Below are 24,673 nucleotides of genomic sequence, written 5' to 3' on the forward strand. Positions count from 1 at the left end.
GTATGGACAAATAATTCAAAGAATCAATGAATCAACCAAAAAAAGGGTGATCTTCGTTAATTATGATCCGCTCTACATTAGTAGATTTCCCACTATTCTTGTCAATTGAAACCACTAAGCCATTTAATTGTGTTCTTCCCTCTTTTGTGATTTCAAAACGTACCGGCATGGATGTGAGAAACCTTTTAATTACAGCCTCCCTATTAACTCCAAGGATTCCGTCATATGGCCCAGTCATCCCAACATCTGAAATATATGCTGTACCTTTTGGTAATATCCTTTCGTCTGCTGTTTGTGTATGCGTATGGGTTCCGACGATAGCACTTACCCTTCCATCTACATACCATCCCATTGCTTGCTTTTCACTGGTTGCTTCTCCATGAAAGTCGACAAAAATAATGTTAGTCCGCTGTTTTGCCTCTTCAATTAGAAGATCCATTTTTGTAAAAGGATCATCAATGGCCGGCAAAAATGTGCGACCTTGCATATTAATAACGGCTATTTCTGTACCATTAATATTCAAATATACTATCCCTTTTCCTGGATTGTTTTCTGGAAAGTTCGCTGGACGAATCATGTATTTCGCTTCATCAATAAACTCAAAGATCTCTTTCTTATCCCATGTATGGTTTCCCATCGTAACGACTTGTGCGCCCCATTCTAAAAATTGCTTATAAATTTTCTCAGTTATTCCTTTACCAGACGCTGCATTTTCTCCATTAATTATCGTAACAGTTGGGCGATATTTCTCTTTTAGTTTTGGTAAATACTCTTGCACCATATCTCTTCCTGGCGAACCTACGACATCACCAATAAATAGTATTTTCATAACTCGTTCATCCTATCTCTATTAGATATATTTAGTTTTTCATATATGATTACCGTTGTCAAAATGTAGCTGATTTTCTAGACACCTAAAAAAGCAAACAATCATACTGGATTAGGTGACATGATTTTAGTAAGTTCTTTCTTCTCAAATAAAAAAAGCGGTCAATGACCGCTTTTTTTGAGAAGCTATACATTATTTTGCATATTCAACTGATCTGGTTTCTCTAATTACCGTAACTTTAATGTGTCCTGGGTAATCAAGTTCACCTTCAATTCGTTTTCTAATATCTCTAGCAATACGAACTGATTCGATATCATCTATTTCGTCAGGTTTTACCATGATTCGAATTTCTCGACCTGCTTGAATAGCAAAAGATTTTTCTACTCCTGTAAATGATTCAGAAATCTCTTCTAGCTTCTCAAGCCTTTTAATGTAATTCTCAAGTGTTTCACTTCTTGCACCAGGTCTAGCAGCAGAAAGTGCATCTGCAGCAGCTACAAGGACAGAAATGATAGAAGTAGGTTCCTCATCACCATGATGTGAAGCAATTGAGTTAATCACAACTTCGTGCTCTTTGTATTTCATAGCTAGTTCTTTTCCGATCTCGACATGACTACCTTCTACTTCATGGTCAATCGCTTTACCGATGTCATGCAGTAATCCGGCTCTTCTAGCCAATGTTTCATCTTCTCCTAATTCAGCTGCAAGCAAACCAGACAAATAAGCAACTTCTGTTGAATGCTTCAAGACATTTTGTCCATAGCTTGTACGATATTTCAGTCGACCAAGTATTTTCACTAGATCTGGATGGAGACCATGAACGCCAACTTCGAATGTTGTTTCTTCACCAATCTCTCTTATATATTCGTCCACTTCACGTCTAGATTTATCCACCATTTCCTCAATTCTCGCAGGGTGAATTCTTCCATCCTGTACGAGCTTTTCAAGTGCCAAACGTGCAGTTTCGCGTCGAATTGGATCAAATCCAGATAGAATTACCGCTTCAGGTGTATCGTCTATAATTAGATCAATTCCAGTCAATGTTTCCAGTGTACGTATATTGCGTCCTTCTCTACCAATAATACGTCCTTTCATTTCATCATTTGGAAGATTCACTACAGAAACGGTTGTTTCCGCAACGTGGTCTGCTGCGCAGCGTTGCAGGGCAAGGGATAAAATGTTCTTCGCCTTCTTGTCTGCTTCTTCCTTCGCTCGATTCTCAGCTTCTTTAATCATAAGTGCAGACTCATGTGCAACATCTTTTTCAATACGCTCTAAGATAACCTGTCTAGCTTGGTCGGTCGTGTATCCTGAAATGCGTTCAAGCTCTGTTTGCTGCTCCTGCTTCATAGCTTCCACTTTGCTTTCCATTTCTTCAATTTGTTGTTGTTTTTCTGTTAGTGACTGTTCTCTTTTCTCTAACATGAGCTCACGCTTGTCTAATGTATCACTTTTTCTGTCCAGATTTTCTTCTTTTTGCATCAGACGATTTTCTTGCTTCTGTACATCTAAGCGACGTTCCCGCAACTCTTCTTCTGTCTGCTGACGAAGCTTATGGTTTTCATCCTTCGCCTCAAGAAGTGCCTCTTTTTTAGCGGCATCTGCATTTCGATGTGCTTCATCCACTATTTGTTTAGCTAAGGTTTCTGCACTGGAGATCTTAGCTTCAGCAATAGATTTACGAATCCAATAACCAACAACAATACCGACGATTAGAAGCAAAATGGAGATGATTATAAAGATAGAATTGTCCATAATTTCACCTCCTATTGCTATTAAATTTTACAAATCATTATTGTCGGCGTTTACCGTTTTCAAATGCTAAAGAACAATAATTCATATAATATAAATTATAAATTTATACATTTTTAATTTTAATTGTCTATATAAGGAATGTCAAGGAAACGTCACAAACTATTTACGTTCCCTTATATAATATAGAAGAAACACATTTAATTAGCTCTACATATTTTATTTTCCTCACGAATAATTCAGTTGTAAAGGCTTCTCATATAAATTAGGAGTGTGAATGGAAATACATTTCTATATCCTTAGTTTCATATACTTATATTCAAAAGAAAACCGGACAAATTCGACACAGCTGTCGAATGATCGTCCGGTTTTCAAAACTAATTAAGAAAATGCTTCCTCTTTATACATCAAAGCTTTCCTGGCCAACCTCTTCTTCTTCATCAGGCTCCTCATCCAATTTATAATGTTGACGAATTGCCTCATGGATTTCTGCCATCATATCTGTATTTTCTTTTAGGAATTGCTTCGCATTTTCGCGACCCTGTCCTAGTCTTTCTTCATTATAAGAATACCAAGCGCCACTTTTTAGTACGATGTCCAGATCTGATCCAATATCTAGGATTTCACCTTCTCTTGATATACCCTCACCATACATGATATCTACTTCTGCTTGTCTAAAAGGTGGAGCTACTTTATTTTTTACAACTTTAATTCTAGCTTTATTTCCCATAATATCATTACCTTGTTTTAAGGTTTCCGCACGGCGAACTTCTAGTCTTACAGATGAATAGAATTTAAGTGCACGTCCACCTGGTGTCGTTTCAGGGTTACCGAACATAACACCTACTTTCTCACGGATTTGGTTAATAAAGATAGCAGTCGTTTTTGATTTGTTAATCGCTCCAGATAGTTTTCTAAGTGCTTGAGACATTAGACGTGCTTGAAGACCGACGTGAGCGTCTCCCATTTCACCTTCTATTTCCGCTTTAGGTACAAGGGCAGCTACCGAATCCACTACTACGATATCTACTGCACCACTTCGTACAAGAGCTTCTGCTATTTCCAATGCTTGTTCCCCGGTATCTGGCTGAGACAACAGTAATTCATCAATATTTACGCCTAAAGCCCGTGCGTAAATTGGATCAAGAGCATGCTCAGCATCAATAAAAGCAGCTTGTCCACCTTTTTGTTGAGCTTCAGCAATAGCATGTAAAGCAACAGTCGTTTTACCTGAAGATTCAGGACCATATATTTCGATAACACGCCCGCGTGGATATCCCCCTATTCCTAAGGCCACATCTAAAGCTAGTGAGCCACTTGGAATGGTAGCAATCTTCCTTTGCTCCTGCTCACCCAATTTCATTATTGATCCTTTACCAAATTGCTTCTCTATTTGTCTAAGCGCCATATCTAACGCTTGTTTTCTATCACTCACAACGTATTCCTCCTTCAATTCTTCTATTTACATCATACATTGTTTTTTTCCTTTTGCCAAGAAAAAAACGAATAAATGTTCCCTTTTTTTAAGTGTGTTCTATTGAGGAAAATATCATTTTACTATGTAAAGTAATACTATAATCAGTTTCTCTCCTAAAACAAGCTATTCAATAGAGGATTTTAAATATTTATAAAAAAATTCTAATCCTTTTAACGCAGACCTGCTCCTTACCGTGTTACGGTCCCCTTGAAGATGATAGGCTTGTGTTTCATGCCGGTTACTCAGTTGATCATAGATGGAAACAAACACCGTACCTGGTTCTTTATTTTCAATCGAGCCTGGTCCTGCAACTCCTGTTAGCGAGATTCCATAAGTACTTCCTAAAAGAGTGCTTACTTTTTCTGCCATTTGCATTGCACAAGCTTCAGAAACAGCGCCCTCATTTAAAAGCACTTCATTAGAGACTCCTAGTACATCCTGTTTCACACTCGTATCATAGCATACAATGGAGCCCTTGCAGACCTGTGAGGCGCCGGGCACGGAAACTAGTTTATCGGTAAACATACCACCTGTTAGACTCTCTGCCCCTGCTACCGTTCTACCTTTTGACTTAAGTAAATCTATTATTTGATTTTCAAGTGTTTGCTCGTTCATACCATAAAGATAAGAGCCAAGGCGCTCCTCTACTTGTCGTTTCGTATGATCTAGCAACTGATCTGCTTCGGCTTCAGAACTATGTTTAGCAGTAAGCCGGATTACTACACCACTATCTTGCGCCAGGGGTGCAATAGTAGGGTTAGTTTGATTTTGAATTAAATCATAGAGTTCATGTTCAAGCTGAGATTCTCCAATCCCGACAAACTTCAAGATCATAGACTTGATAACCTGCTTATCACCTGTTAATCGTTGTAAATGTGGAAAAACAGCTTCACTGGCCAAACTTTTCATTTCTCGCGGAACACCAGGAAGAAATATCCATGTCCTTCCTTCATACGTGACAATCATTCCTGGAGCCATACCCGTGTGGTTTTCCAACACTGTGGCATCAGCAAACACCCGAGCCTGTTTCCGGTTATTTGGTGTCATTTTTGTTCCACGTTTTTCGAAGAAAGCAACTATTTTATTCATAGAAGGTTCATGCTCCACAATTTCCATCCCCGTCATAGACTGAAAAGCTTCCCTTGTTAAATCATCGTCTGTCGGTCCGAGGCCCCCTGTCACAATAATTACATCTGAACGTGCATGTGCTTGATTAAACACTGTTTCCACTCGTTGCAAATTATCTCCTACTACAGTGTGATGGTACACATTCACCCCAAATAGGGCAAGTTGTTGTGACAGCCACTGAGCGTTGGTATTTGAAATCTGTCCAAGCAGAAGTTCTGTTCCAACAGCAACGACTTCCGTTTTTAGTTGCTTCATCATTTAGAATCCCTCATTACATGCCAGTTTTTTATAAAATAGTCAACTCCAGATATAACCGTAAAGATTAGGGCGGCATAAAGCATGACTGTCCCAAAAGGGAATCCAATATATGAGAATGGAAATTGATGTAAAAGCAAAATAGCAATTGCAATCATCTGTGTCGCAGTTTTAAGCTTTCCCATGCTCCCGGCAGCCAGCACAATACCTTCACCTGCTGCAACCAGACGTAATCCAGTGACAGCGAACTCTCTACTTATAATGATAATAACGAGCCAAGCTGGTGCCATTCCCATTTCAACTAAAAGAATGAGTGCAGCTGATACAAGAAGTTTATCAGCAAGCGGATCTAAAAATTTCCCAAGATTCGTAACAAGGTTATGTTTACGTGCATAATGGCCATCTACCCAATCTGTGGCAGCAGCTATAATGAAAAGTAGTGCTGCTATAAAATGTGTTAATGGGAGTTCCGTTTCCCCAATGTCCCACGAACCCCAATTAAACGGGATACTTAGTAAAATAATAAAGATAGGTATTAACAATATTCTTGAAAGCGTAATTTTATTTGGTACATTCATTTGTACATCCTCCTACTATGTCTACTATAAGTGATAAAACCCTTCCGTGTATAAAAAGGAAGGGCTTCTCTACAATTATTCTGTTTCCTGATTAATTTCCAGCCAAATATCCTGACGAACTTTTGCATTCGCATCGACCGGATATTCCATCTCAACACCATTTATTGTGATGGTTAGGTGAGAGGCATTTCCTATTTTAAAAAATATACGTTCTTTTCCACTCATGTCGATTTCTAATGGAGATTGGTCACTTGTAAACATTCCTTCTTGAAAGAATGTCTCTCCATCTTCAGATTCCACAAGAAGCCAAGTATCATTTTCCGCCTCAAGGGTAGCTGTTACTTCCTCACCCGCATTATCTAACGCAACAGTAGATCTCGGGGTAGAACCAGTCCCCTCCTCTACTACAGAAAAGGTAGGATCCGGCTGATTTTCTTCTTGTTCTTCCGCATTGGAACCTTCTTGTTCGGCATCATCACCAGTGCTCGACTCGTCTTCATTGCTTTGATCCTCTTCATTTTCTGAAGCATTATCCTGTGAATTTTCAGGGTTTGTAATAATAATCTCTTCATCATCTTCGTTTTGCGTATTGTTGCTATTATTATTCCCCATTGACTGCTGAATAAAATACCATGCTGCGAAAAGAATACCTATAACTAGTACAATCGTAATAATTGTAGGCAGAATAGAAGAATTAGAATTGCTTTTTTCACTATTTCCGGCTCGCTTCGTTCGTTGCATACGAGTATATTGAACCTCTTCTTGCTCTTCAGTTTTTGGGACTTCTTCTTTATATTCTTCTAACAATTCGTCTGGATCTAATCCAACTGCATTGGCATATTCTTTAATAAATGCTCTTGCATAAAACTTACCTGGAAGAATCTTCATATTCCCTTCTTCTATCGCCACAAGATAGCGTTTCTGTATCTTAGTTGATTCCTGAAGACTCTCTAAAGAAATATTCTTTGCTTCTCTAGCTTCTTTTAACCGTGCACCAATTTCCATATATAACACCATCCATTTTAAAAATCAAACATCGAAAAGCCATCGTCCTGGCTAAATTCTTGCCTTTCAATCGGCTCATATGTAATAACCTCATCTTCGTGGCTACGAAGTTCAATGATATAATCGAAATCATCAATTTTATACTCCGTTGCCTGTACAAAAATATCTGGGTGCTCAACTACCTTAATAGAAGGGAGTTGCATCACCTCTCGTATTAGTTGCCAATGTTTCTCATTTGCTCTGTTTTTCGATACAACACCATCAATAATATAGATATTATCGGGGTTATATTCGCCTTCAATCAATTTACTGCGCACTGTCTGCTTGAGTAATGTACTTGAAACAAACAACCACCGTTTGTTAGCACAAACACTCGCTGCAACCACTGATTCCGTCTTGCCAACCCGAGGCATCCCCCGAATCCCGATTAGCTTATGGCCTTCCTGCTTATATAATTCGGCCATAAAATCTACTAGTAAACCGAGTTCATTACGAACAAATCGAATGGTTTTACGGTCATCAACATCCCTATGAATGTACTTTCCATGTCGAACAGCTAATTTATCGCGGAGTTTTGGCTTTCTAATCTTTGTCACATTAATTGTATCCATTGTTTGTAAGATTGTTCTAAGCCTTGTAATATTTTCATCATACTTGGAAAGGAGAAGCATCCCTCTCCGAGAGTTTTCCACACCGTTTATCGTAATAATATTTATTGACAACATCCCTAACAAAGAAGAAATATCACCAAGTAACCCGGGTCGATTTATTTGAATTTCATATTCAAGATACCATTCTGTTCTATCCATAAAATTACCCCTTAGTAAATAACATCAAACGATCTAACATGTCAATCTCTCTCTATATATAATAAATGATTTTAACGTAAGTGAAAAGAGATTATCCTCCATTAGTAAAAATAAAAATTAAAAAGCGTAGCGACTGGAGCGAATCACCTGTGGTATCAATGCTTCGTATAAAAAAAGAAAAAGGAATTGTATTTATTTCTCAACAATTCCTCTTTCTCATGTGTTTTCATTTGCCTTTTACTTTTGAACAAGCTTGATCATAGTGTTTGCAATCGCTTGTTGTTCCTGTTCAGAAGCAGCATTCCAAAGTTCACGTAACACAGCCTCTTCTTCATTCTTAGCTTCTACGCTTTGCGAAAGGTAATCGCCTACTTCTTGTGCTACACTTTGGATTGTTTTTTCACTCATACCTTGTTGCTGGGCCTGTTGTAATTTATTCGATAAGAAACCCTTCCAGGATTCAAAATTATCCAATACTGACATACAAATGCCTCCTTCCATATTATACATCCATAGTATTTGATGAAAAGGAGGCTTTATACATGAATTATGGAATTACCATCCACCAGTCATGTTAATAATTTCACCATGAATGTAAGAAGACTGCTTCTCAAGTAAAAATGCAACTAAATTTGCTATTTCTTCAGGCCTGCCTGCACGTCGTAACGGAATCTCATCCATAATAGCTTCCTTTTCGTCCAGGTCTAGCTGTCCATTCATTTTAGTTTCAATAAACCCAGGACTTATCCCATTAACTGAGACTCCTGCTGATCCGACCTCTTTTGCCAATGCTCTGACGAAGCTGTTTTGCGCTCCTTTTACCGAAGAGTAGACGACTTCATTGCTAGCCCCTTCTTCACCCCATATGGAAGTGATAAAAATAATGTTTCCATCATTATTTTGAATCATTTCCGGTAGCAGACGCTTAGTGAGCTGCCACGGGGCTTTGACATGCAATGTTAACATCTCGTCCATTACCTTATCCGGAGTTTGCTGAAAGACCCCATGGTAGGAACGACCACCAGCAAAGATAACACTATCCACCGAATAGGCAAGCTTATTCATAAATTCTTGTATGGCAGAAGGGATAGCAAAGTTTGCCTCCAACACATCTAAAACAACTTCTGGTTTATGTTGCATTCTAAACTGATGCAGCCTCGATACATTTTGATGTCCATGTAAAAGAAGAGTATAACCGCTCAGGGCGAGTTTTTCAGCAATCGCTATCCCTATATCTCCACTTGCACCTATAATCAATACTTTCTTCCCCATTATATCTCCTTATTCGTTTGTAATCACATGTGTTGTCATCTGTTCATCTGAAATCCACTCATTTAAAAATGCATGTGCATCTTCTAACTTAAACGCCTGAATCTCGGGAATCAAGTTGAAAAAGTCAATTCCAAGCATGTGATAATGCGTATATTTACTTGCTATAAATTCAAGAGAATTCATTGATCTTAATAATTGACCAATCTTTTTCTTCTTCATTCTGTTAAAATCTTCTTTTTCTAATCCGATATCCCTCGTTGAAAGAAGCATTTCTTTTACCTTTTTGGCGAAAGCTTCAGGCTTATGTGTATTGCTACCAATAAGGGTATAACCAAAATTCCTTTCCAAGTTGGTTTCATAGAAAAAGCTATCATCAATTAATTCCGATTGATATAATTCTTGGTAAAAATCTCCACCTTTAGAGAAGTAGTGATCTAATACCATGCTTTGCAGGAGTTCACGTTTTAAAAATTCCTGCTCTGATAATGTAGAGACTGTGTCTTTTATACCAATGGTGCACTTTGGTACGGAAACCGACATCGTTTGCTCCGAATTTTCACTCGCTACTTCTAGCTTTTCTTCAGGGAATTGACGTTTAATTTCATCCATTTTTTGGAAAGATTTTGCATTTTGATTTGTTTTAATCAATTCCATCATCGATGTTGGGTCAAAATTTCCCGCTAAAAAGAAAACCATATTTTCTGGGTGATAGAAAGTATTGTAGCATGTATACAAATCATCTTTTGTAATAGTGTAAATGGAATCCACTGTTCCAGCAATATCAATGTTTACAGGGTGTTCCTTAAACATGCTTTTAATGGTCCCCATAAAAGATTGCCAATCAGGCTGGTCGTCATACATTTTTATTTCTTGTGCGATAATACCTTTTTCCTTTTCGACCGATTCTTCTGAGAAATATGGATCTTGAACAAAGTCTAAAAGGGTTTCGACATTCTTATCAATATGATTCGTTGCAGAAAATAAATAGGCTGTTTTCGTAAAAGAAGTATATGCGTTAGGTGAAGCACCCTGCTTACCAAAATCTGCAAACACATCTCTATCTTTTTTTTCAAATAGCTTATGTTCTAAAAAGTGGGCAACCCCTTCCGGAACTGTAACAGCCTCATTAGAACCAATTGGTGTAAAGGTCTGATCAATGGAGCCATAATTTGTAGTAAACAGTCCGTACGTTTTTGCCATTTCTGATCTCGGTAATAAGAAGACCGTTAGTCCATTATCCATTTTTTCAGTGTAGAGGGTTTCTGAGATCTCTTCATATACTTGCTTATTCATTTCCTTCACCATCCTTGCTAGTCAGTAGATAAAGGGTATCAGCTTCTATTTTTTTCGCCGCAGTGATAACCTCATCACGTTTTACTGCTTTGATTCCCTTGATTAACTGCTCGGGAGACCGTTCAGTTTCAGCTAAAACTTGTTGGTAAAGAAGCTCTACCATTCCTTGAGGGTGATCCATTGTTTCTCGTAACTGATTAACAATCAGATCTTTTGTTTCTTCTAATTCTTCTTCCGTAAAATCGCCGTTTTTCATAGCTTCAAGCTGCTCGTTCATTATTGTACTAGCCTGTTTGTAATCCTTGGGTGCAATTCCACTAAATACAATCAAAAGTCCCTTTTGACTTTCAAGACGGGATGAAGCATAATAAGCCAAACTATTTTTTTCCCTAACGTTTATAAATAGTTTAGAACTCGGAAAGCCACCAAACATTCCATTGAATACCTGCAATGCATAATAACCTTCATCACGATACGTACAATTAGTACGGTAACCAATATGCAACTTTGCCTGTTGGATATTTTCTTTTTCCACTACTTCAGAAAATTCTCTAGCATTTTTTTCACTATTTGTTGTTTCCTTTTTAACTGGAGAATTCACTTCTTCTCGCTTCAATTTGGCGACAAGCAGTTCTTGCAAAGCTTTTTCATCAAAATCTCCTTGAACATAAACATCGAGCTGATTTTCGGAAATTGCCTGTTTATAATAAGTATAAAGATTTTCAGGTGTAATCTTCTCGAGGTCCTCTTGGTAACCGTGTACATGGAGGGAAAAGGCTTCTCCTTTGCACATTTCATCAATTAATCGCAAATTTGCATAACTCATTTTATCATCTTTTATGGCATGTATTTTCTGTTTCAGAGTATCCTTCTCACGTTTTACAACTGACTTACTAAATGCTTCGTTTTCTACGTTTGGTTCAAAAAGTAGCTCACCTAGTAAATTTATCCCTTCTTCTACAATCGCTGACTCATTCGGAATAAACTTCTCATTAGGCACTTCCAAACGAAAGCTTATAATATGTTGCTCTCCTTTTTTTGAACCATCGACCGAGAGTACAGCACCGTATAATTCATCCAATTTACGTTGTAGTTCCTTTTTACCTGGATAGTTAAGCGTTCCTTGTTGCAAAATATAAGGTAGTAATGCTCTATGGGTGATCGTTTCCCTTTCCAGTGGTGCTTTCAGTTTCACAACTATATTGATGGTTTTGTATTTCTTATTATGGATAAAGTGTAAATTTAATCCGTCTGAGTGGACGACGTTTTCTGTAACAGCTTCCATCCTGTTTTCCTCCTGTTCTTTTATACGTAACTTTCTTAGGTACTTAAATTATTCTGTTCATTTTTACCACTTGTAATCCATTATAAATTAAAAAAATCTGACTTGCTACTAAATGCAAGTCAGATTTCTGAACAGATTTTATCTGCTTCCTTTTATATATGGCTCACCGTTAGCTCGTGGAGCCTCAGAGCGACCGATAAATCCAGCCAGAGCTAAAATAGTCAGTACATATGGTGCAATTAATAAAAATACCTGTGGTACATCAGCTAGCAACGGAATTCCCGCACCGATCACACTTAGGCTTTGGGCAAATCCAAAAAATAATGCTGCGCCCATCGCGCCGAGGGGATGCCACTTACCAAAAATAACTGCTGCTAAGGCCATAAATCCTTGTCCAACGATAGTAGCGTGTGAGAAATTAAGTGCAATGGTTAAGGCAAATACAGAACCACCCAATCCACCAAATGCTCCAGAAATAATGACAGCTACGTAACGCATTTTTGTAACGCTAATTCCATTGGTGTCTGCAGCCATTGGATGTTCTCCAACTGCACGCAGTCTTAAACCAAATGGGGTTTTATACATAATATACCAGCAAACTAGTGCTAATATAATGGAAATATAGGAGATAACATAGATCCCTTCAAAGAAGATAGGCCCTAAAACTGGTATGTCTGACAAAAGCCAAATATCTGTTGTGTAAAACGGTTGTGTGACCATGTCGGTCTGTCCCTTACCATAAAATTGTTTGGTTAAAAATATACCGAGTCCTAGTGCCAGGAAATTAATAGCTACACCACTTACAACCTGATCTGCTCTAAACGAAACAGAAGCTACTGCATGTATTATAGAGAAGATTGCAGAAACAACCATGGCAACTAAGATGGAAACCCAAGGCGTCCACGCACCTAGAACGTCTGCAAAAGTTAAGTTAAACACAATACCGACAAATGCTCCCATAACCATTAGCCCTTCAAGGCCAATATTAACGACACCTGATCTTTCACTGAACACTCCGCCAAGCGCTGTGAAAATAAGCGGCGCAGAGAAGAAGAGTGCTGGTGGTATGACCGATTGTAATAGCTCAATAAACCCCATCTATTTCTCCCCCTTTTTAAAACGAAGTAATACCCAGCGAATAATATAGCTTGATGCAACAAAAAAGATAATGAGTGCAATGATAATATCAACTAACTCGTTTGGCACTCCCGCTTCTGTCGGCATGTTCAAAGCTCCAACTTTTAAAGCACCAAAAAGAAATGCCGCCAAGATAACACCAATTGCTGTATTAGCACCTAATAACGCTACAGCAATTCCATCAAATCCAAGGTTTGTAAAGCCTGAACTAACAGACATATTTCCATACGTTCCGAGACCTTCCATAGACCCAGCAAGACCAGCAAATGCTCCTGATATAACCATTGCTAAGACTATATTGCGAGATACATTCATTCCTGCATATTTCGAGGCATGTTTGTTATAGCCAACAGACTTTAATTCATACCCTATAGAAGTGCGCTCAATGATAAACCACATTAATACGGCAGCAAATAAGGCAATCAAAATACCATAATGCATTCTTGAGAAAAAAGTAAGATTTTGTAACCATTCAGAAGCAAGTGAAGCGGAAGAAGAAATTTTTTCAGTTTTATCTTGATTATCAGATAGTACTGACCGAATTAAAGCGTTAGAGCTATATAGCGCTACATAATTTAACATAATGGTTACGATTACTTCATGAACTCCAAGTCGTGCTTTTAAAAGACCTGGAATAAATCCCCAAACTGCGCCAGCCAGAGCAGCAATGACAACTGCAAATGGGAGATGAAGGTACATTGGTAAATCAAATGTAATACCTACCCAAATTGCAGCAAGCCATCCCACAATAACCTGGCCTTCTGCACCGATATTAAATAAGCCAGTACGAAAAGCAAATGCTACTGCCAATCCGGTAAGGATATATGGCGTTACTTGCCTGATTGTTTCACCTACAAAATACATATCACCAAAGGCGCCTTCCCATAATGCAGCATATCCCTCGATTGGGTTGTATCCAAAAGCAAGCATGATAATGGCACCGGAGATAAGCCCGATGAACACTGAAATAACCGGAACCAAGATGTTAAACAATTTATTCGAGGTCATCTACAACACCCACCTTTTCTTCTGAACTTCCGGCCATCAGCAGTCCAAGTTTTTGTTCATTTGTTTCTTCTGGTTTGACATTTGCTACAATTTCACCATCAAAAACAACTGCAATTCGGTCACTAACATCAAGGATTTCATCGAGTTCAAAGGAGACTAATAATATTGCACGTCCTTTATCTCTTTCTTCAATCAGCTTTTGATGAATAAATTCAATTGCTCCTACATCGAGTCCTCGTGTAGGCTGTGCAGCAATTAATAGATCTGGTGAACGGTCTACCTCACGACTGATAATCGCTTTTTGCTGGTTTCCACCCGATAGTGCACGGGCTTTTGTATAGACACTAGGCGTTCGAACGTCATATTCCTTAATCAATTTTTCTGCTTTATCGTAAATTTCTTTGTAGTTTAATACTTTGTATTTAGAATAAGGCTTTTTATAATAGGTTTGGAGCACAATATTTTCGCCAATTGGAAAATCTAGAACTAATCCAAACTTATGCCTATCTTGCGGAATATGTCCGACACCACTTTCCGTCACTTTACGAGGAGATAAATTTGTGATTGCTTTTCCATTTAACTCGATGGATCCTTTTTGAGCTTTTTTTAATCCCGTAATGGCTTCGATTAATTCACTCTGTCCATTACCATCCACACCTGCAATTCCAACAATCTCCCCTGCACGCAATTCTAAGTTCAACCCTTTTACCATATCAACTTTACGTGAATCTTTTACATGTAAGTTGTCAATTTTTAAAACCGTTTGTTTAGGCTGAGCTGGTGTCTTTTTTGTTTTAAAGGAAACATCCCTACCAACCATTAGGGAGGCTAATTCATTAACAGAGGTCCCCTCTACATTTACTGTGCCAATACCTTTCCCTTTTCTTATTACCGTACAACGGTCACATATTTGCATAATTTCTTTTAATTTATGTGTTATAAGAATGATAGATTTCCCTTCTGCAATTAGAGACTTCATAATCTGCATCAATTCAATAATTTCTTGTGGTGTTAATACAGCAGTAGGTTCATCAAAGATAAGTACATCTGCTCCACGGTATAAGGTTTTCAAGATTTCTACCCGTTGTTGCATTCCAACAGAAATATCTTGGATTTTTGCTTTTGCGTCCACTTTTAGACCATACTTATTGGATAACTCTTGTACTTCTTTTTCTGCCTTCCGTAAATCAATTTTCCCCATGGCAGTCGGTTCAGTACCTAAAATAATATTTTGCGTAACAGTAAAAGGCTCTACAAGCATAAAATGTTGATGTACCATACCAATACCATGGTCATTCGCGACATTTGGATCGGTCATGTTTACCGGTTTCCCCTTAACTCGGATTTCTCCTTTTTCCGGCTGATATAAACCAAAAAGCACATTCATTAATGTTGATTTTCCTGCACCGTTTTCTCCAAGCAATGCATGAATTTCACCTTTTTTTAGCTGTATGGTAATGTCATCATTCGCTACAATTCCTGGAAATTCTTTTCGTATATTTAACATTTCAACAACATAGTCCACCAAACATCAACCTCCTTATGAGCAGAATAGTCTGAATAAATCTTTACATTGAAAATGAAGATCGCCAACTGAAGGAGCGGGATACACATTCCTTCAGTTGAAGATCTTCTTAATAGAACACCACATAATGGCAATGGTTAAATTTACAACCTTAATTTAATAATGAAAAAGGCTGTCTATCAGCCTTTTTCACGTTTTCTATTACCTTATAATTCTTCTTCGAATGCTTTTAGTTCGTCACGTGTTTGTGGAACCTTTACATCACCATTTTTAATCTTTTCTTTCCATTCGTTAACTGCTGTAGCAATTTCTTCTGTATATGCTTCTTCATTTGTTTCAGCGATCCCGATACCTTCATCCTCAAGTCCGAATACGAGTACTTCTCCTCCTGGGAACTCTCCGTTAAGTCCTTGATTACTTACTTCTATTACAGAAGTATCTACACGCTTCACCATAGATGTTAACGTTACGTTATGATCACCGATTGCTCCTTCTTCATATTGGTCACGGTCAACACCAATAACATAGATCTCTCTATCTTCATCTTTTTGTTTTAAATCTTTAGCCTGTGCAAATACACCGTTTCCAGCAGCTCCTGCAGAATGGTAGATTACATCTGCACCGTCATTGTACATACGTGTTGCAATTAATTTACCATCAGCTGCAGAGCTAAAGTTACCAACATATTGAATGTCTACTTCAATATCAGGATTTACAGACTTAGCACCTGCTACGAAACCGGATTCAAACTTATTAATTAAAGCTGAATCTACACCACCAACAAAACCAAGTTTGTCTGTATTTGTCTTCATTGCTGCTGCAACACCCGTAAGGAATGAGCCTTCATGTTCAGCGAATGTAATACTTGCTACATTCGGAGCTTCTACTACTGTATCTACGATTGCAAAGTCATTGTCTGGGTTTTGTTTAGCAATTTCAGTAATTGCATCCTCTAATAGAAAACCAATACCAAATACTAGATCATAGTCATTACGAACAAGTCTTGTCATGTTTGGAAGATAATCAGATTCGTCCTCTGATTGGGCATAGTCAAAACCAGCACCTTTTGATAATCCATGCTCTTCGCCCCAAGCTTGTAAACCTTCCCATGCAGATTGGTTAAATGACTTATCATCTACGCCACCTTCATCTGTTACCATACCTACATTATATTCTGAAGAACCTTCTTCAGAAGTGCCTTCATCTTCTCCTTCATTGTCACTTCCTGATTGATCTTCACCGCCACCACATGCAGCTAATACAAGACCAAGACTTAGCAATAATGCAAACAATAAGATAAATTTACGATTTTTCAACATTGTTACCCCCTGTTTTTCTATAATATTTTGAATATAGTGCTCGCAGTTCTCGTAAACTATCACCTCCCTAAATGCTTCGTAATTCATTACATTCTTTTTCGCAACACGTGAAAACTAAAGACATCGGAACGAAAATAGTTTGCAGAATAAAGAACTGGTTCGTCTGCTTCAGTGTAATGCATTTGCTTTAGCAATAAGAGAGATTGTTCAGGTTCACAGTTAAGAATACTGTAAATCCTGTCATGATAGCTAACTGGTTCAATATAGGTAACGGCATAAGCTACACGCTTGTCTGTATATTCCTCAAGTAATTGAAAAAGTGAATCTTCTTCGTGTACCCTTTCCATTGGAATCAAGTGTGATGGAATCTTATCAATACAGAAAACGACTGGCTTATTATCAGCAGTTCTTACACGTTCTATCTTTGCAAGAATGTCAATTTGATCAGGTGCAAATTTGCTCCGTTCATCCTCGGTTGGTTCAAGAAACTCTGTGGACAAATACTGTGAAGCAGCCTTCTTACCTGATTGCTCGATCATATCCGTAACACTAGTTAATTGTTCTATACCTGATGAAAAAATCGGCTTTTGATTAACAAATGTTCCAACACCATGTCTTCTTGTTACCACATTATCTTCTTCTAAAATACGTAACGCTTCCCTAAGTGTAGCTCTAGATACTCCAAGAAGCTTAGACAACTGAAACTCAGAAGGAAGCTTCTGCTTTTCTTTATATTTACCGCTTTCAATATCCTTTTTAATTTCGTCTATTACCTGTAAATATAGATGTCTGGAATCAATTTTTATAGACATGGTTAGCTTCCTCCTAACTGTCCGGATATGTATGGTTCATAGAGATCAGACCTCTGACGTTGGACATATTTCTCATTTGTTCGAGATAAATCATACCATTAATAGTCGAATAAATAAATAGTTATAGGACAAATTCCTTAAATAATTTGCTAACTATTCGACGTTTTTCTACAATAAGCATATTTCTATCATATCTGTCTTAGGAATATTATGATAGCGTTTTCTTTTTATGGGTAGGATCTTAAAATCTATCTCAAACTTCCATATACTTATTTAAAACGTTTAACTACACTTTCTAGATATGTTTTAAGAATTATCAAGCACCATTACGATTGTAAATCTCAAAAAAACAGCAGGCCATTCTCTGAATGACTGCTGTTTTTTAAAAAGGATACGCTTCGTTTAGGATGATTTTTCTTCTGATTGTGTGACAAGTACTGTACGCGGTTTGCTTCCTTCATATGGTCCTACGATACCTCTATCTTCCATGGCATCAATTAATCTAGCAGCCCTGGTATAGCCTATTCGAAATCTTCTTTGTAACATAGAGACACTTGCACTTTGCATTTCAACGATTAATTGGACAGCTTCCTCATACAATTCATCTCCAACTTCTTCTTTCACATCATTTGTATCATCAGGAATCATTTCTTCCTGATAAGAAGCCTTTTGTTGGTCAATACAGTGATCTACTACCCTTTCTACTTCTTCATCAGATAAAAAAGCACCTTGAACTCGAGTAGGTTTAGAAGCACCGACTGGAAGAAAGAGCATGTCCCCTCGTCCGAGTAGCTTCTCTGCACCACCAGAATCAAGAATTGTTCTAGAATCTGTCTGAGAAGAAACACTAAATGCAATCCTGGAAGGGATATTAGCTTTGATGACTCCAGTAATAACATCTACAGAAGGACGTTGTGTCGCAATAATTAAATGGATTCCAGCTGCCCGGGCCATCTGAGCAAGACGAGTAATCGCATCCTCTACATCGTTAGAAGCAACCATCATTAGATCGGCCAACTCATCGACTAGTACAACAATATACGGTAAATTAGGCTGGGTATCCTCAGTAGTTTGATTATATTTTCTTATATATTCATTATACCCCTCAATATTGCGGGTGCCCGTATCTGAAAATAACTCATATCTTCTTTCCATTTCGGATACTACTTTTTGTAATGCTCTAGATGCTTTTTTTGGATCTGTCACTACGGGAGCCAAAAGATGAGGAATACCATTATAAACATTTAATTCCACTTTCTTTGGATCTATCATCATCATCTTAACCTCGTGTGGTTTAGTCCGCATAAGAATGGTTGTAATAATTCCATTTACACACACACTTTTCCCGCTACCGGTTGCTCCTGCGATAAGCATATGCGGCATTTTATTAAGCTCTGCTACCACCGCTTCTCCCGATATATCTCTTCCGAGCGCAAACAATAATTTTGATGTTTGGTTTTGTAACGTTTTATCTACCACTTCACGAAGGCTTACCATCGCAACTTCCTGGTTAGGCACTTCAATCCCGACTGCTGACTTTCCAGGAATAGGCGCTTCAATCCGAATATCCTTTGCTGCAAGAGCGAGCGCTAAATCATCATGTAACCCGACAATTTTACTCACCTTCACCCCCGCTTCTGGATACACTTCATATTTTGTTACAGCAGGTCCAACATGAACCTTAGTGACTCTAGCCTTAACACCAAAACTATGAAACGTTTTTTCTAGTTTTCTAACTGTAGCTTGAATCTGAGATTTCTCCTGTTGCTGTGAGTTGTTTGCAGGTTCTGCTAATAGCTTAGGAGATGGAAGCACATATTCGTGGTTTTCTGGCTCCGTCATAGGCATATTTTCCATAATATCGTCTACACTAGTATCTTCTTTTTCAGCATCATCAATCTTTTCCTGAGGAGCATCCTCTTTTGATAACTCTGAAGCAGCGTATGTAACATCAGTGAAGTCCTGTATAACTGGCTCTGTTTCATATGCTTCTGCCAGTTCTTCTGGTTCCTCATTTCGATTATACGCTTCCTCCTCTTTTTCCTTCTTACGTTTCCGTTTGTCTTCTTTATTACCTGCTGTTTTTTCTTTGTAATTGCTTATGACTTGGTTCAATTTTTTTCCTAATTTGGAAAATAAGTCACCAATCGAGTATTCAGTCATAAAGATTATTCCAATTAAAATTGAAAATACGGAAACAATTTTTGCTCCTACTAAAGAAAACAAATAATAGCAAAATGTAAAAAGTAATGCAGCAACCATTCCTCCCCCAAGCATAGAGCTACTGACCTCTCCATTTAAATGGGAAATAAAACTATCCCATGAAGCAGCTAAAATGGAGACATTACCTGTCAAAATAACTTGTTCGAATGCCTGGATATGTGTTAGCAATAGAACACCTGCAAATATGATATAGAAGCCTATTAATCTTTTGTTTGTAAAATCTGGGTATCTACGTTTTACAACAAGTAACACTCCAGTAATGAGTAATAGAAGGGAAGCAACAAAGTACCATATTCCGAAAAAGAAACGGAAGACATGTTCAAGTCCGCCCGGTATAGCACCATCGCTTATCGCACTTGCTCCGCTACCAAGAATCGCTAGAAAAATAAATAATAGACCTAGCAGTTCAAATTTTAATTGTGTTTTTAATTTACTGTTTCGTTTCTTTCTTCTTTTTTTAGCCATTTTCTCACCTCTGTCCTACCATGCAATATGACGATGAAACCCCTGCCGCTTAACGACAAGGGTTATTCCTTCATTTACCTCTATTATATCACAAAATACTTATTCTAAGATAAAGTGAACATTAACTAGGTAGCATTTTATTCATTCCCACTAATAGTTAATATAATAAAGCTCTATTTGGTTGGGGAGTTCCCTACTTTTCACCAAATGTTAGTTAGCTAAAAGCGGATGCTAAACCCCAGTACATTTAAGATAAAATCGTTCCAGGGCTAAGCGAATCGTTCAGGTAATCCTGGGGATCTGTTGATAGCAGCTGTAGCAACTGATAGGATCCATCTTCCTTTTGCTCTACATACATGCTTTTCCCTTGATGCACAACACATTGGCGCTTTGCCGTGACATCTTCCTGTTGTGGAAAAATCTCCTCCTGTGACAATGGTGTATAAAGTATCATTGAATCACCTGATTTTCTTCCATTTTTGGACCAATCAATTCGTTGATTTTTTGCATCGCTTCTTTTACTCCACCTACACTATCGATCAAGCCATATTCCACAGCATCCGTCCCCACTACATTTGTGCCAATATCCCTCGTTAGGTTGCCTTTATCGAACATTAGATCCTTAAATTTTTCTTCTTTTATGTTGGAATGGCTGACAACAAAATTGATTACCCGCTCTTGCATTTTATCGAGGTATTCAAACGTTTGCGGCACACCGATTACCAAGCCAGTTAACCTCACAGGATGGATGGTCATCGTTGCCGTCGGTACAATAAAAGAATAGTCTGTTGCAACTGCTATTGGTACTCCGATGGAATGACCACCACCGAGGACTATGGAAACAGTTGGTTTGGAAATAGAAGCAATCATTTCAGAAAGAGCAAGTCCAGCCTCTACATCTCCGCCTACTGTATTTAACAGAATAATTAATCCTTCAATTTTCGGGTTTTGTTCAATAGCAATGAGCTGAGGTAATAAATGCTCGTACTTCGTAGTCTTGTTTTGCGGTGGTAGTTGAATGTGTCCTTCTACCTGACCTATGATGGAAAGTACATGTATATTTGAGTCTGGCGCCTGTGGAACATTTGATTGTCCCAGCTGTTGAATCTTTTGTACCAAAGCAGAAGAGTTTTGTTGCCCATCCTGATTTTGATCTTCTTTTCTACCTTCTTTATTCATTTACGAACACTCCTTATCACTAGTAGCTCTTACTAGTATGAACGTAAATTAGTGACTCCATGCAAAAAACAAAATACCAGCTTAAAGAACTGGTATTTTGCAACATTACCTATCCATTTTTTCTTTTAAAACACTTCGTTCTTCATCTGTTAACGGAAGAAGTGGCAATCGTACACCGCCTGATTCAATACCCTTCATTTGTAAGGCAGCTTTTACTGGTGACGGAGATGGGGCAGTAAATAATGCATTCATAACAGGAACTAACTTCCTGTGCTTGGCAGCAGCCTGTTTAACCTCCCCGGTTTCGTAATGATTCACCATTTCTTTCATCTCATTACCGACAATATGAGAAGCTACAGAGATAATTCCATTTGCCCCGATTGATAGCATTGGCAATGTCATGCTGTCATCACCACTGTATAAACTAAAATCATCACTTGTGTTCTCAATAATTTCAGCTGCTTGATCGAGATCACCGGTTGACTCTTTAACTGAAACAATGTTTTGGATTTTACTAAGTTCTATTATCGTCTCTGCTGTGAGCTTTACTACAGACCGACCTGGTATATTATATAGCATGACTGGCAAAGTGGTTGCATTTGCAATTGTTTTAAAATGCTCAAACATGCCTCGTTGATTTGGCTTATTGTAATAGGGAGCTACTAGCATAACCGCGTCTACCCCAGATTTTTCTGCTTCACTCGTTAAATCAATTGAAGCTTTCGTGCTGTTGCTACCTGTACCAGCGATTACAGGAACACGTTTATTTACAACTTTAACTACATGCTTAAAAAGATTTACTTTTTCATCCATTGATAAAGTTGGTGATTCCCCCGTGGTTCCAGCAATAACTAAACCATCAGTGCCGTTCTCTAGTAAGTATTCAATTAAAATGTCAGTTTGATCATAATCAATCTCTCCATTATGATCAAAAGGGGTTACCATTGCTGTTAAAACCCGACCAAAATTCATTTCTATCACCTTTCTCTTTCTAATCTTATCTAGGATTGTTACTGTAAACCACTAAGCTCAAATACATCATGCAATGCATTTACTGCAGCCCTTAAATCCTTGTCATGTACAAGAACCCAGATCGTTGTATGACTGTCTGCAGATTGCAGGATCTGTACCCCCGCATCAGTTAGTGCTTGAACAATCATCGAAGCAACACCAGGTACACCGGTCATCCCTGCTCCAACTGCAGAAACCTTGGCACAGCTTTCCGTAATTTCCGGATAAAAACCTAATGTCTTCAAAATATGCACAGCCTTCTCCGTATGTCTCTCTGGGACCGTGTAAGCCACTCCTGATGGGGAAATGTTAATAAAATCTACAGAAATACCGGATTCGGCCATTGCTTTAAAAACTTCTGACTGTAAACGATATGCTTCTTCTTTCGTCTGAACTCTTATCTGGGTAATGGATGATATGTGTGCAATACCCGTGATAAGCCGTTCTGTAACATCCATTCCTGCTTCTTGTAGTCTTGAAGAAGTAACAAGTGTGCCCTCTTCTTGTGAATATGTTGATCTAACACGCATTGGAATTTTCGATTGCATTGCTATTTCAACTGCCCGTGGGTGAACAACCTTAGCCCCCTGGTATGCCAAATTACAGATTTCTGTGTAAGTCACCACATCAAGAGGTCTTGCAGATTCCACCACCCTGGGGTCTGCCGTCATAATACCATTTACATCCGTGAAAATCTCTATACGCTCAGCTGCAAGCGCAGCTCCCAATGCAGCAGCAGTGGTGTCACTCCCACCACGACCTATTGTCGTTATTTCACCTTCTTCGGTCTGTCCCTGAAAGCCAGCAACAACTACCACATCATGGTTTTCCAATTCTTTAAGAATTCTTTCTGGATGTACTGCTTTAATTTTCGCTTGATTAAAATCATCATTTGTAATAAAGCCTGCTTGAGCTCCTGTTAATGCAGTGGAGGTAATATGTTGTTTTTTTAGTTCATTTGACAAAACGACAGAAGAAATAACCTCACCACATGAGAGAAGCAAATCAATTTCCCTAGCAGAACTTTTACCAGCAGGATAATCAACCAGACCTAGCAATGTATCTGTTGCATATGGGTCTGGTTTTCTTCCAAGAGCTGAAACAACCACTACAAGTTTATATTCTTGCATTAACGCATTTTTTATATGTTTTACTACATGTTCTCTATTTTTTTCGGACTGGACTGATGTACCACCGAATTTTTGAACAACTATTTGCATTGTCACACCTCTAGTACTTATAAGCCTTTATTTTCAATTAAAGTTTCTGCAATTTGCACCGTATTCCACGCTGCACCCTTCATAAGGTTATCAGAGACAATCCACATGTGAAAACCATTGTCTAAGTCTGGGTCTTTACGGACACGTCCGACAAAAACCTCTTCCCTATTTGCTGCACTTAACGGGGTCGGATATGTTTGAGTCTTTGGATCATCTTCCAATATGACTCCATCAGCATCGTCTAATACTTTTTGAATATCTTCTACGGATAAATTAGTACTGTTTAATTCTACATACACGCTCTCAGCATGTGAAGTAAAAATTGGCAAACGGACACAAGTTGCCGCAACAGATAAGTCAGGCGCATGCATAATTTTCTTTGTTTCGTTAATCATTTTCATTTCTTCAAATGTATAACCATTATCCTGAAAAACATCAATTTGTGGCAACGCATTAAATGCAATTGGGTAGTGTTTTTTATCACTTTTTACTGGTAAAATTTCAGCATTCATTTCTTCATTATTTAAATGACTTGCAGATTGATTTTCAAGTTCTTTGTTTGCACTCATACCAGCTCCAGAAACGGCTTGGTAAGTAGACACAATTACACGACTAAGTCCAAATGCTTTTTGCAATGGCTTTAATGCAGCAACCATCTGAATTGTAGAACAGTTGGGATTAGCAATAATTCCATTATGCTTTAAGATATCTTCTTTATTCACTTCTGGTACGACTAGAGGGACATTTTCATCCATTCTATATGCACTCGTATTGTCAACAACTACCGCTCCGTGTTTAACTGCTTCAGGGGCCAGTTGTTTTGAAATAGAACCACCAGCTGAAAATAATGCTATATCTACACCTTTAAAACTCTCAGGTACAGCTTCTTCTACTGTGACTTCTTTGCCATTAAATAACACTTTTTTACCGGCTGATCTGCTTGAGGATAAAAGCTTGATCTCATCTATTGGAAAATTCTTTTCTTCTAATAATTTTATGATTTTTTGACCTACTGCACCTGTTGCTCCTACTACAGCTACATTGTATGCTACTTTATGCGACATCCCCATTTCTCCCTTCACTTATAAAAA

22 protein-coding genes are annotated in these 24,673 nt (G+C 38.2%); all 22 read right to left on the minus strand.

The window, feature by feature from the left end; translation table 11 throughout:
* Positions 1–31: 31 nt before the first annotated feature.
* A complete protein-coding gene (locus BN985_RS12065; RefSeq protein WP_042223705.1) occupies positions 32–829 on the minus strand; it encodes a TIGR00282 family metallophosphoesterase in 798 nt (265 codons plus the stop codon).
* A gap of 192 nt (positions 830–1,021) precedes the next feature.
* Positions 1,022–2,584, minus strand: a complete 1,563-nt coding sequence (rny, locus tag BN985_RS12070) for a ribonuclease Y (protein WP_042223706.1) — start codon at positions 2,582–2,584, stop codon at positions 1,022–1,024.
* A gap of 397 nt (positions 2,585–2,981) precedes the next feature.
* Positions 2,982–4,016: a recombinase RecA gene (recA, locus tag BN985_RS12075; protein WP_042223707.1), complete on the minus strand. Its 1,035-nt coding sequence runs from the start codon at positions 4,014–4,016 to the stop codon at positions 2,982–2,984.
* 165 nt (positions 4,017–4,181) lie between these two features.
* Positions 4,182–5,444 carry a competence/damage-inducible protein A gene (locus BN985_RS12080; RefSeq protein WP_332257488.1) on the minus strand — a complete coding sequence of 421 codons (1,263 nt, stop codon included), beginning with the start codon at positions 5,442–5,444 and terminating at the stop codon, positions 4,182–4,184.
* On the minus strand, positions 5,441–6,019 hold the full coding sequence (pgsA, locus tag BN985_RS12085) for a CDP-diacylglycerol--glycerol-3-phosphate 3-phosphatidyltransferase (protein WP_042223708.1): 579 nt from the start codon (positions 6,017–6,019) through the stop codon (positions 5,441–5,443). Before pgsA ends, BN985_RS12080 begins: the two co-directional genes overlap by 4 nt.
* 75 nt (positions 6,020–6,094) lie before the next feature.
* Positions 6,095–7,024 (minus strand): helix-turn-helix domain-containing protein, encoded by a 930-nt coding sequence (locus tag BN985_RS12090; protein WP_042223709.1) that lies wholly within the window; start codon positions 7,022–7,024, stop codon positions 6,095–6,097.
* 17 nt (positions 7,025–7,041) lie between these two features.
* The gene (locus BN985_RS12095) at positions 7,042–7,833 is read right to left on the minus strand and encodes a DUF3388 domain-containing protein (RefSeq protein WP_042223710.1); all 792 of its coding nucleotides are present in this window, start codon (positions 7,831–7,833) and stop codon (positions 7,042–7,044) included.
* A gap of 237 nt (positions 7,834–8,070) precedes the next feature.
* Positions 8,071–8,316, minus strand: coding sequence for a DUF3243 domain-containing protein (locus BN985_RS12100; protein ID WP_042223711.1), 246 nt, complete (start codon positions 8,314–8,316; stop codon positions 8,071–8,073).
* A gap of 72 nt (positions 8,317–8,388) precedes the next feature.
* Positions 8,389–9,105 (minus strand): elongation factor P 5-aminopentanone reductase, encoded by a 717-nt coding sequence (gene ymfI / locus BN985_RS12105; protein ID WP_042223712.1) that lies wholly within the window; start codon positions 9,103–9,105, stop codon positions 8,389–8,391.
* Positions 9,106–9,114: 9 nt separating this feature from the next.
* Positions 9,115–10,398, minus strand: coding sequence for an EF-P 5-aminopentanol modification-associated protein YfmH (gene yfmH, locus BN985_RS12110; protein ID WP_042223713.1), 1,284 nt, complete (start codon positions 10,396–10,398; stop codon positions 9,115–9,117).
* Positions 10,391–11,683, minus strand: coding sequence for an EF-P 5-aminopentanol modification-associated protein YfmF (gene yfmF / locus BN985_RS12115; protein WP_042223714.1), 1,293 nt, complete (start codon positions 11,681–11,683; stop codon positions 10,391–10,393). The genes yfmH and yfmF overlap by 8 nt, the downstream gene beginning before the upstream one ends.
* 138 nt (positions 11,684–11,821) lie before the next feature.
* Positions 11,822–12,781 carry an ABC transporter permease gene (locus BN985_RS12120; RefSeq protein WP_042223715.1) on the minus strand — a complete coding sequence of 320 codons (960 nt, stop codon included), beginning with the start codon at positions 12,779–12,781 and terminating at the stop codon, positions 11,822–11,824.
* On the minus strand, positions 12,782–13,828 hold the full coding sequence (locus BN985_RS12125; protein WP_042223716.1) for an ABC transporter permease: 1,047 nt from the start codon (positions 13,826–13,828) through the stop codon (positions 12,782–12,784).
* Positions 13,815–15,353, minus strand: a complete 1,539-nt coding sequence (locus BN985_RS12130) for an ABC transporter ATP-binding protein (RefSeq protein WP_042224087.1) — start codon at positions 15,351–15,353, stop codon at positions 13,815–13,817. The genes BN985_RS12125 and BN985_RS12130 overlap by 14 nt, the downstream gene beginning before the upstream one ends.
* 206 nt (positions 15,354–15,559) lie before the next feature.
* The gene (locus BN985_RS12135; RefSeq protein WP_042224089.1) at positions 15,560–16,669 is read right to left on the minus strand and encodes a BMP family lipoprotein; all 1,110 of its coding nucleotides are present in this window, start codon (positions 16,667–16,669) and stop codon (positions 15,560–15,562) included.
* A gap of 89 nt (positions 16,670–16,758) precedes the next feature.
* A complete protein-coding gene (locus BN985_RS12140; RefSeq protein ID WP_042223717.1) occupies positions 16,759–17,484 on the minus strand; it encodes a GntR family transcriptional regulator in 726 nt (241 codons plus the stop codon).
* Between the two features lie 402 nt (positions 17,485–17,886).
* Positions 17,887–20,172, minus strand: a complete 2,286-nt coding sequence (locus tag BN985_RS12145; protein ID WP_042223718.1) for a DNA translocase FtsK — start codon at positions 20,170–20,172, stop codon at positions 17,887–17,889.
* Positions 20,173–20,419: 247 nt separating this feature from the next.
* On the minus strand, positions 20,420–20,626 hold the full coding sequence (locus BN985_RS12150; RefSeq protein ID WP_042223719.1) for a YlzJ-like family protein: 207 nt from the start codon (positions 20,624–20,626) through the stop codon (positions 20,420–20,422).
* Positions 20,623–21,351 carry a ClpP family protease gene (locus BN985_RS12155; RefSeq protein WP_042223720.1) on the minus strand — a complete coding sequence of 243 codons (729 nt, stop codon included), beginning with the start codon at positions 21,349–21,351 and terminating at the stop codon, positions 20,623–20,625. Before BN985_RS12155 ends, BN985_RS12150 begins: the two co-directional genes overlap by 4 nt.
* Positions 21,352–21,456: 105 nt before the next feature.
* Positions 21,457–22,323 carry a 4-hydroxy-tetrahydrodipicolinate synthase gene (gene dapA, locus BN985_RS12160; RefSeq protein ID WP_042223721.1) on the minus strand — a complete coding sequence of 289 codons (867 nt, stop codon included), beginning with the start codon at positions 22,321–22,323 and terminating at the stop codon, positions 21,457–21,459.
* A 38-nt stretch (positions 22,324–22,361) separates the two neighbouring features.
* Positions 22,362–23,582: an aspartate kinase gene (gene dapG / locus BN985_RS12165; protein ID WP_042223722.1), complete on the minus strand. Its 1,221-nt coding sequence runs from the start codon at positions 23,580–23,582 to the stop codon at positions 22,362–22,364.
* Between the two features lie 17 nt (positions 23,583–23,599).
* Positions 23,600–24,646, minus strand: coding sequence for an aspartate-semialdehyde dehydrogenase (gene asd, locus BN985_RS12170; protein ID WP_042223723.1), 1,047 nt, complete (start codon positions 24,644–24,646; stop codon positions 23,600–23,602).
* Positions 24,647–24,673 lie beyond the last annotated feature (27 nt).

Source organism: Oceanobacillus manasiensis, from assembly GCF_000724085.1.
In the GTDB taxonomy this organism is placed as follows: Bacteria; Bacillota; Bacilli; order Bacillales; family Amphibacillaceae; genus Oceanobacillus_B; species Oceanobacillus_B manasiensis.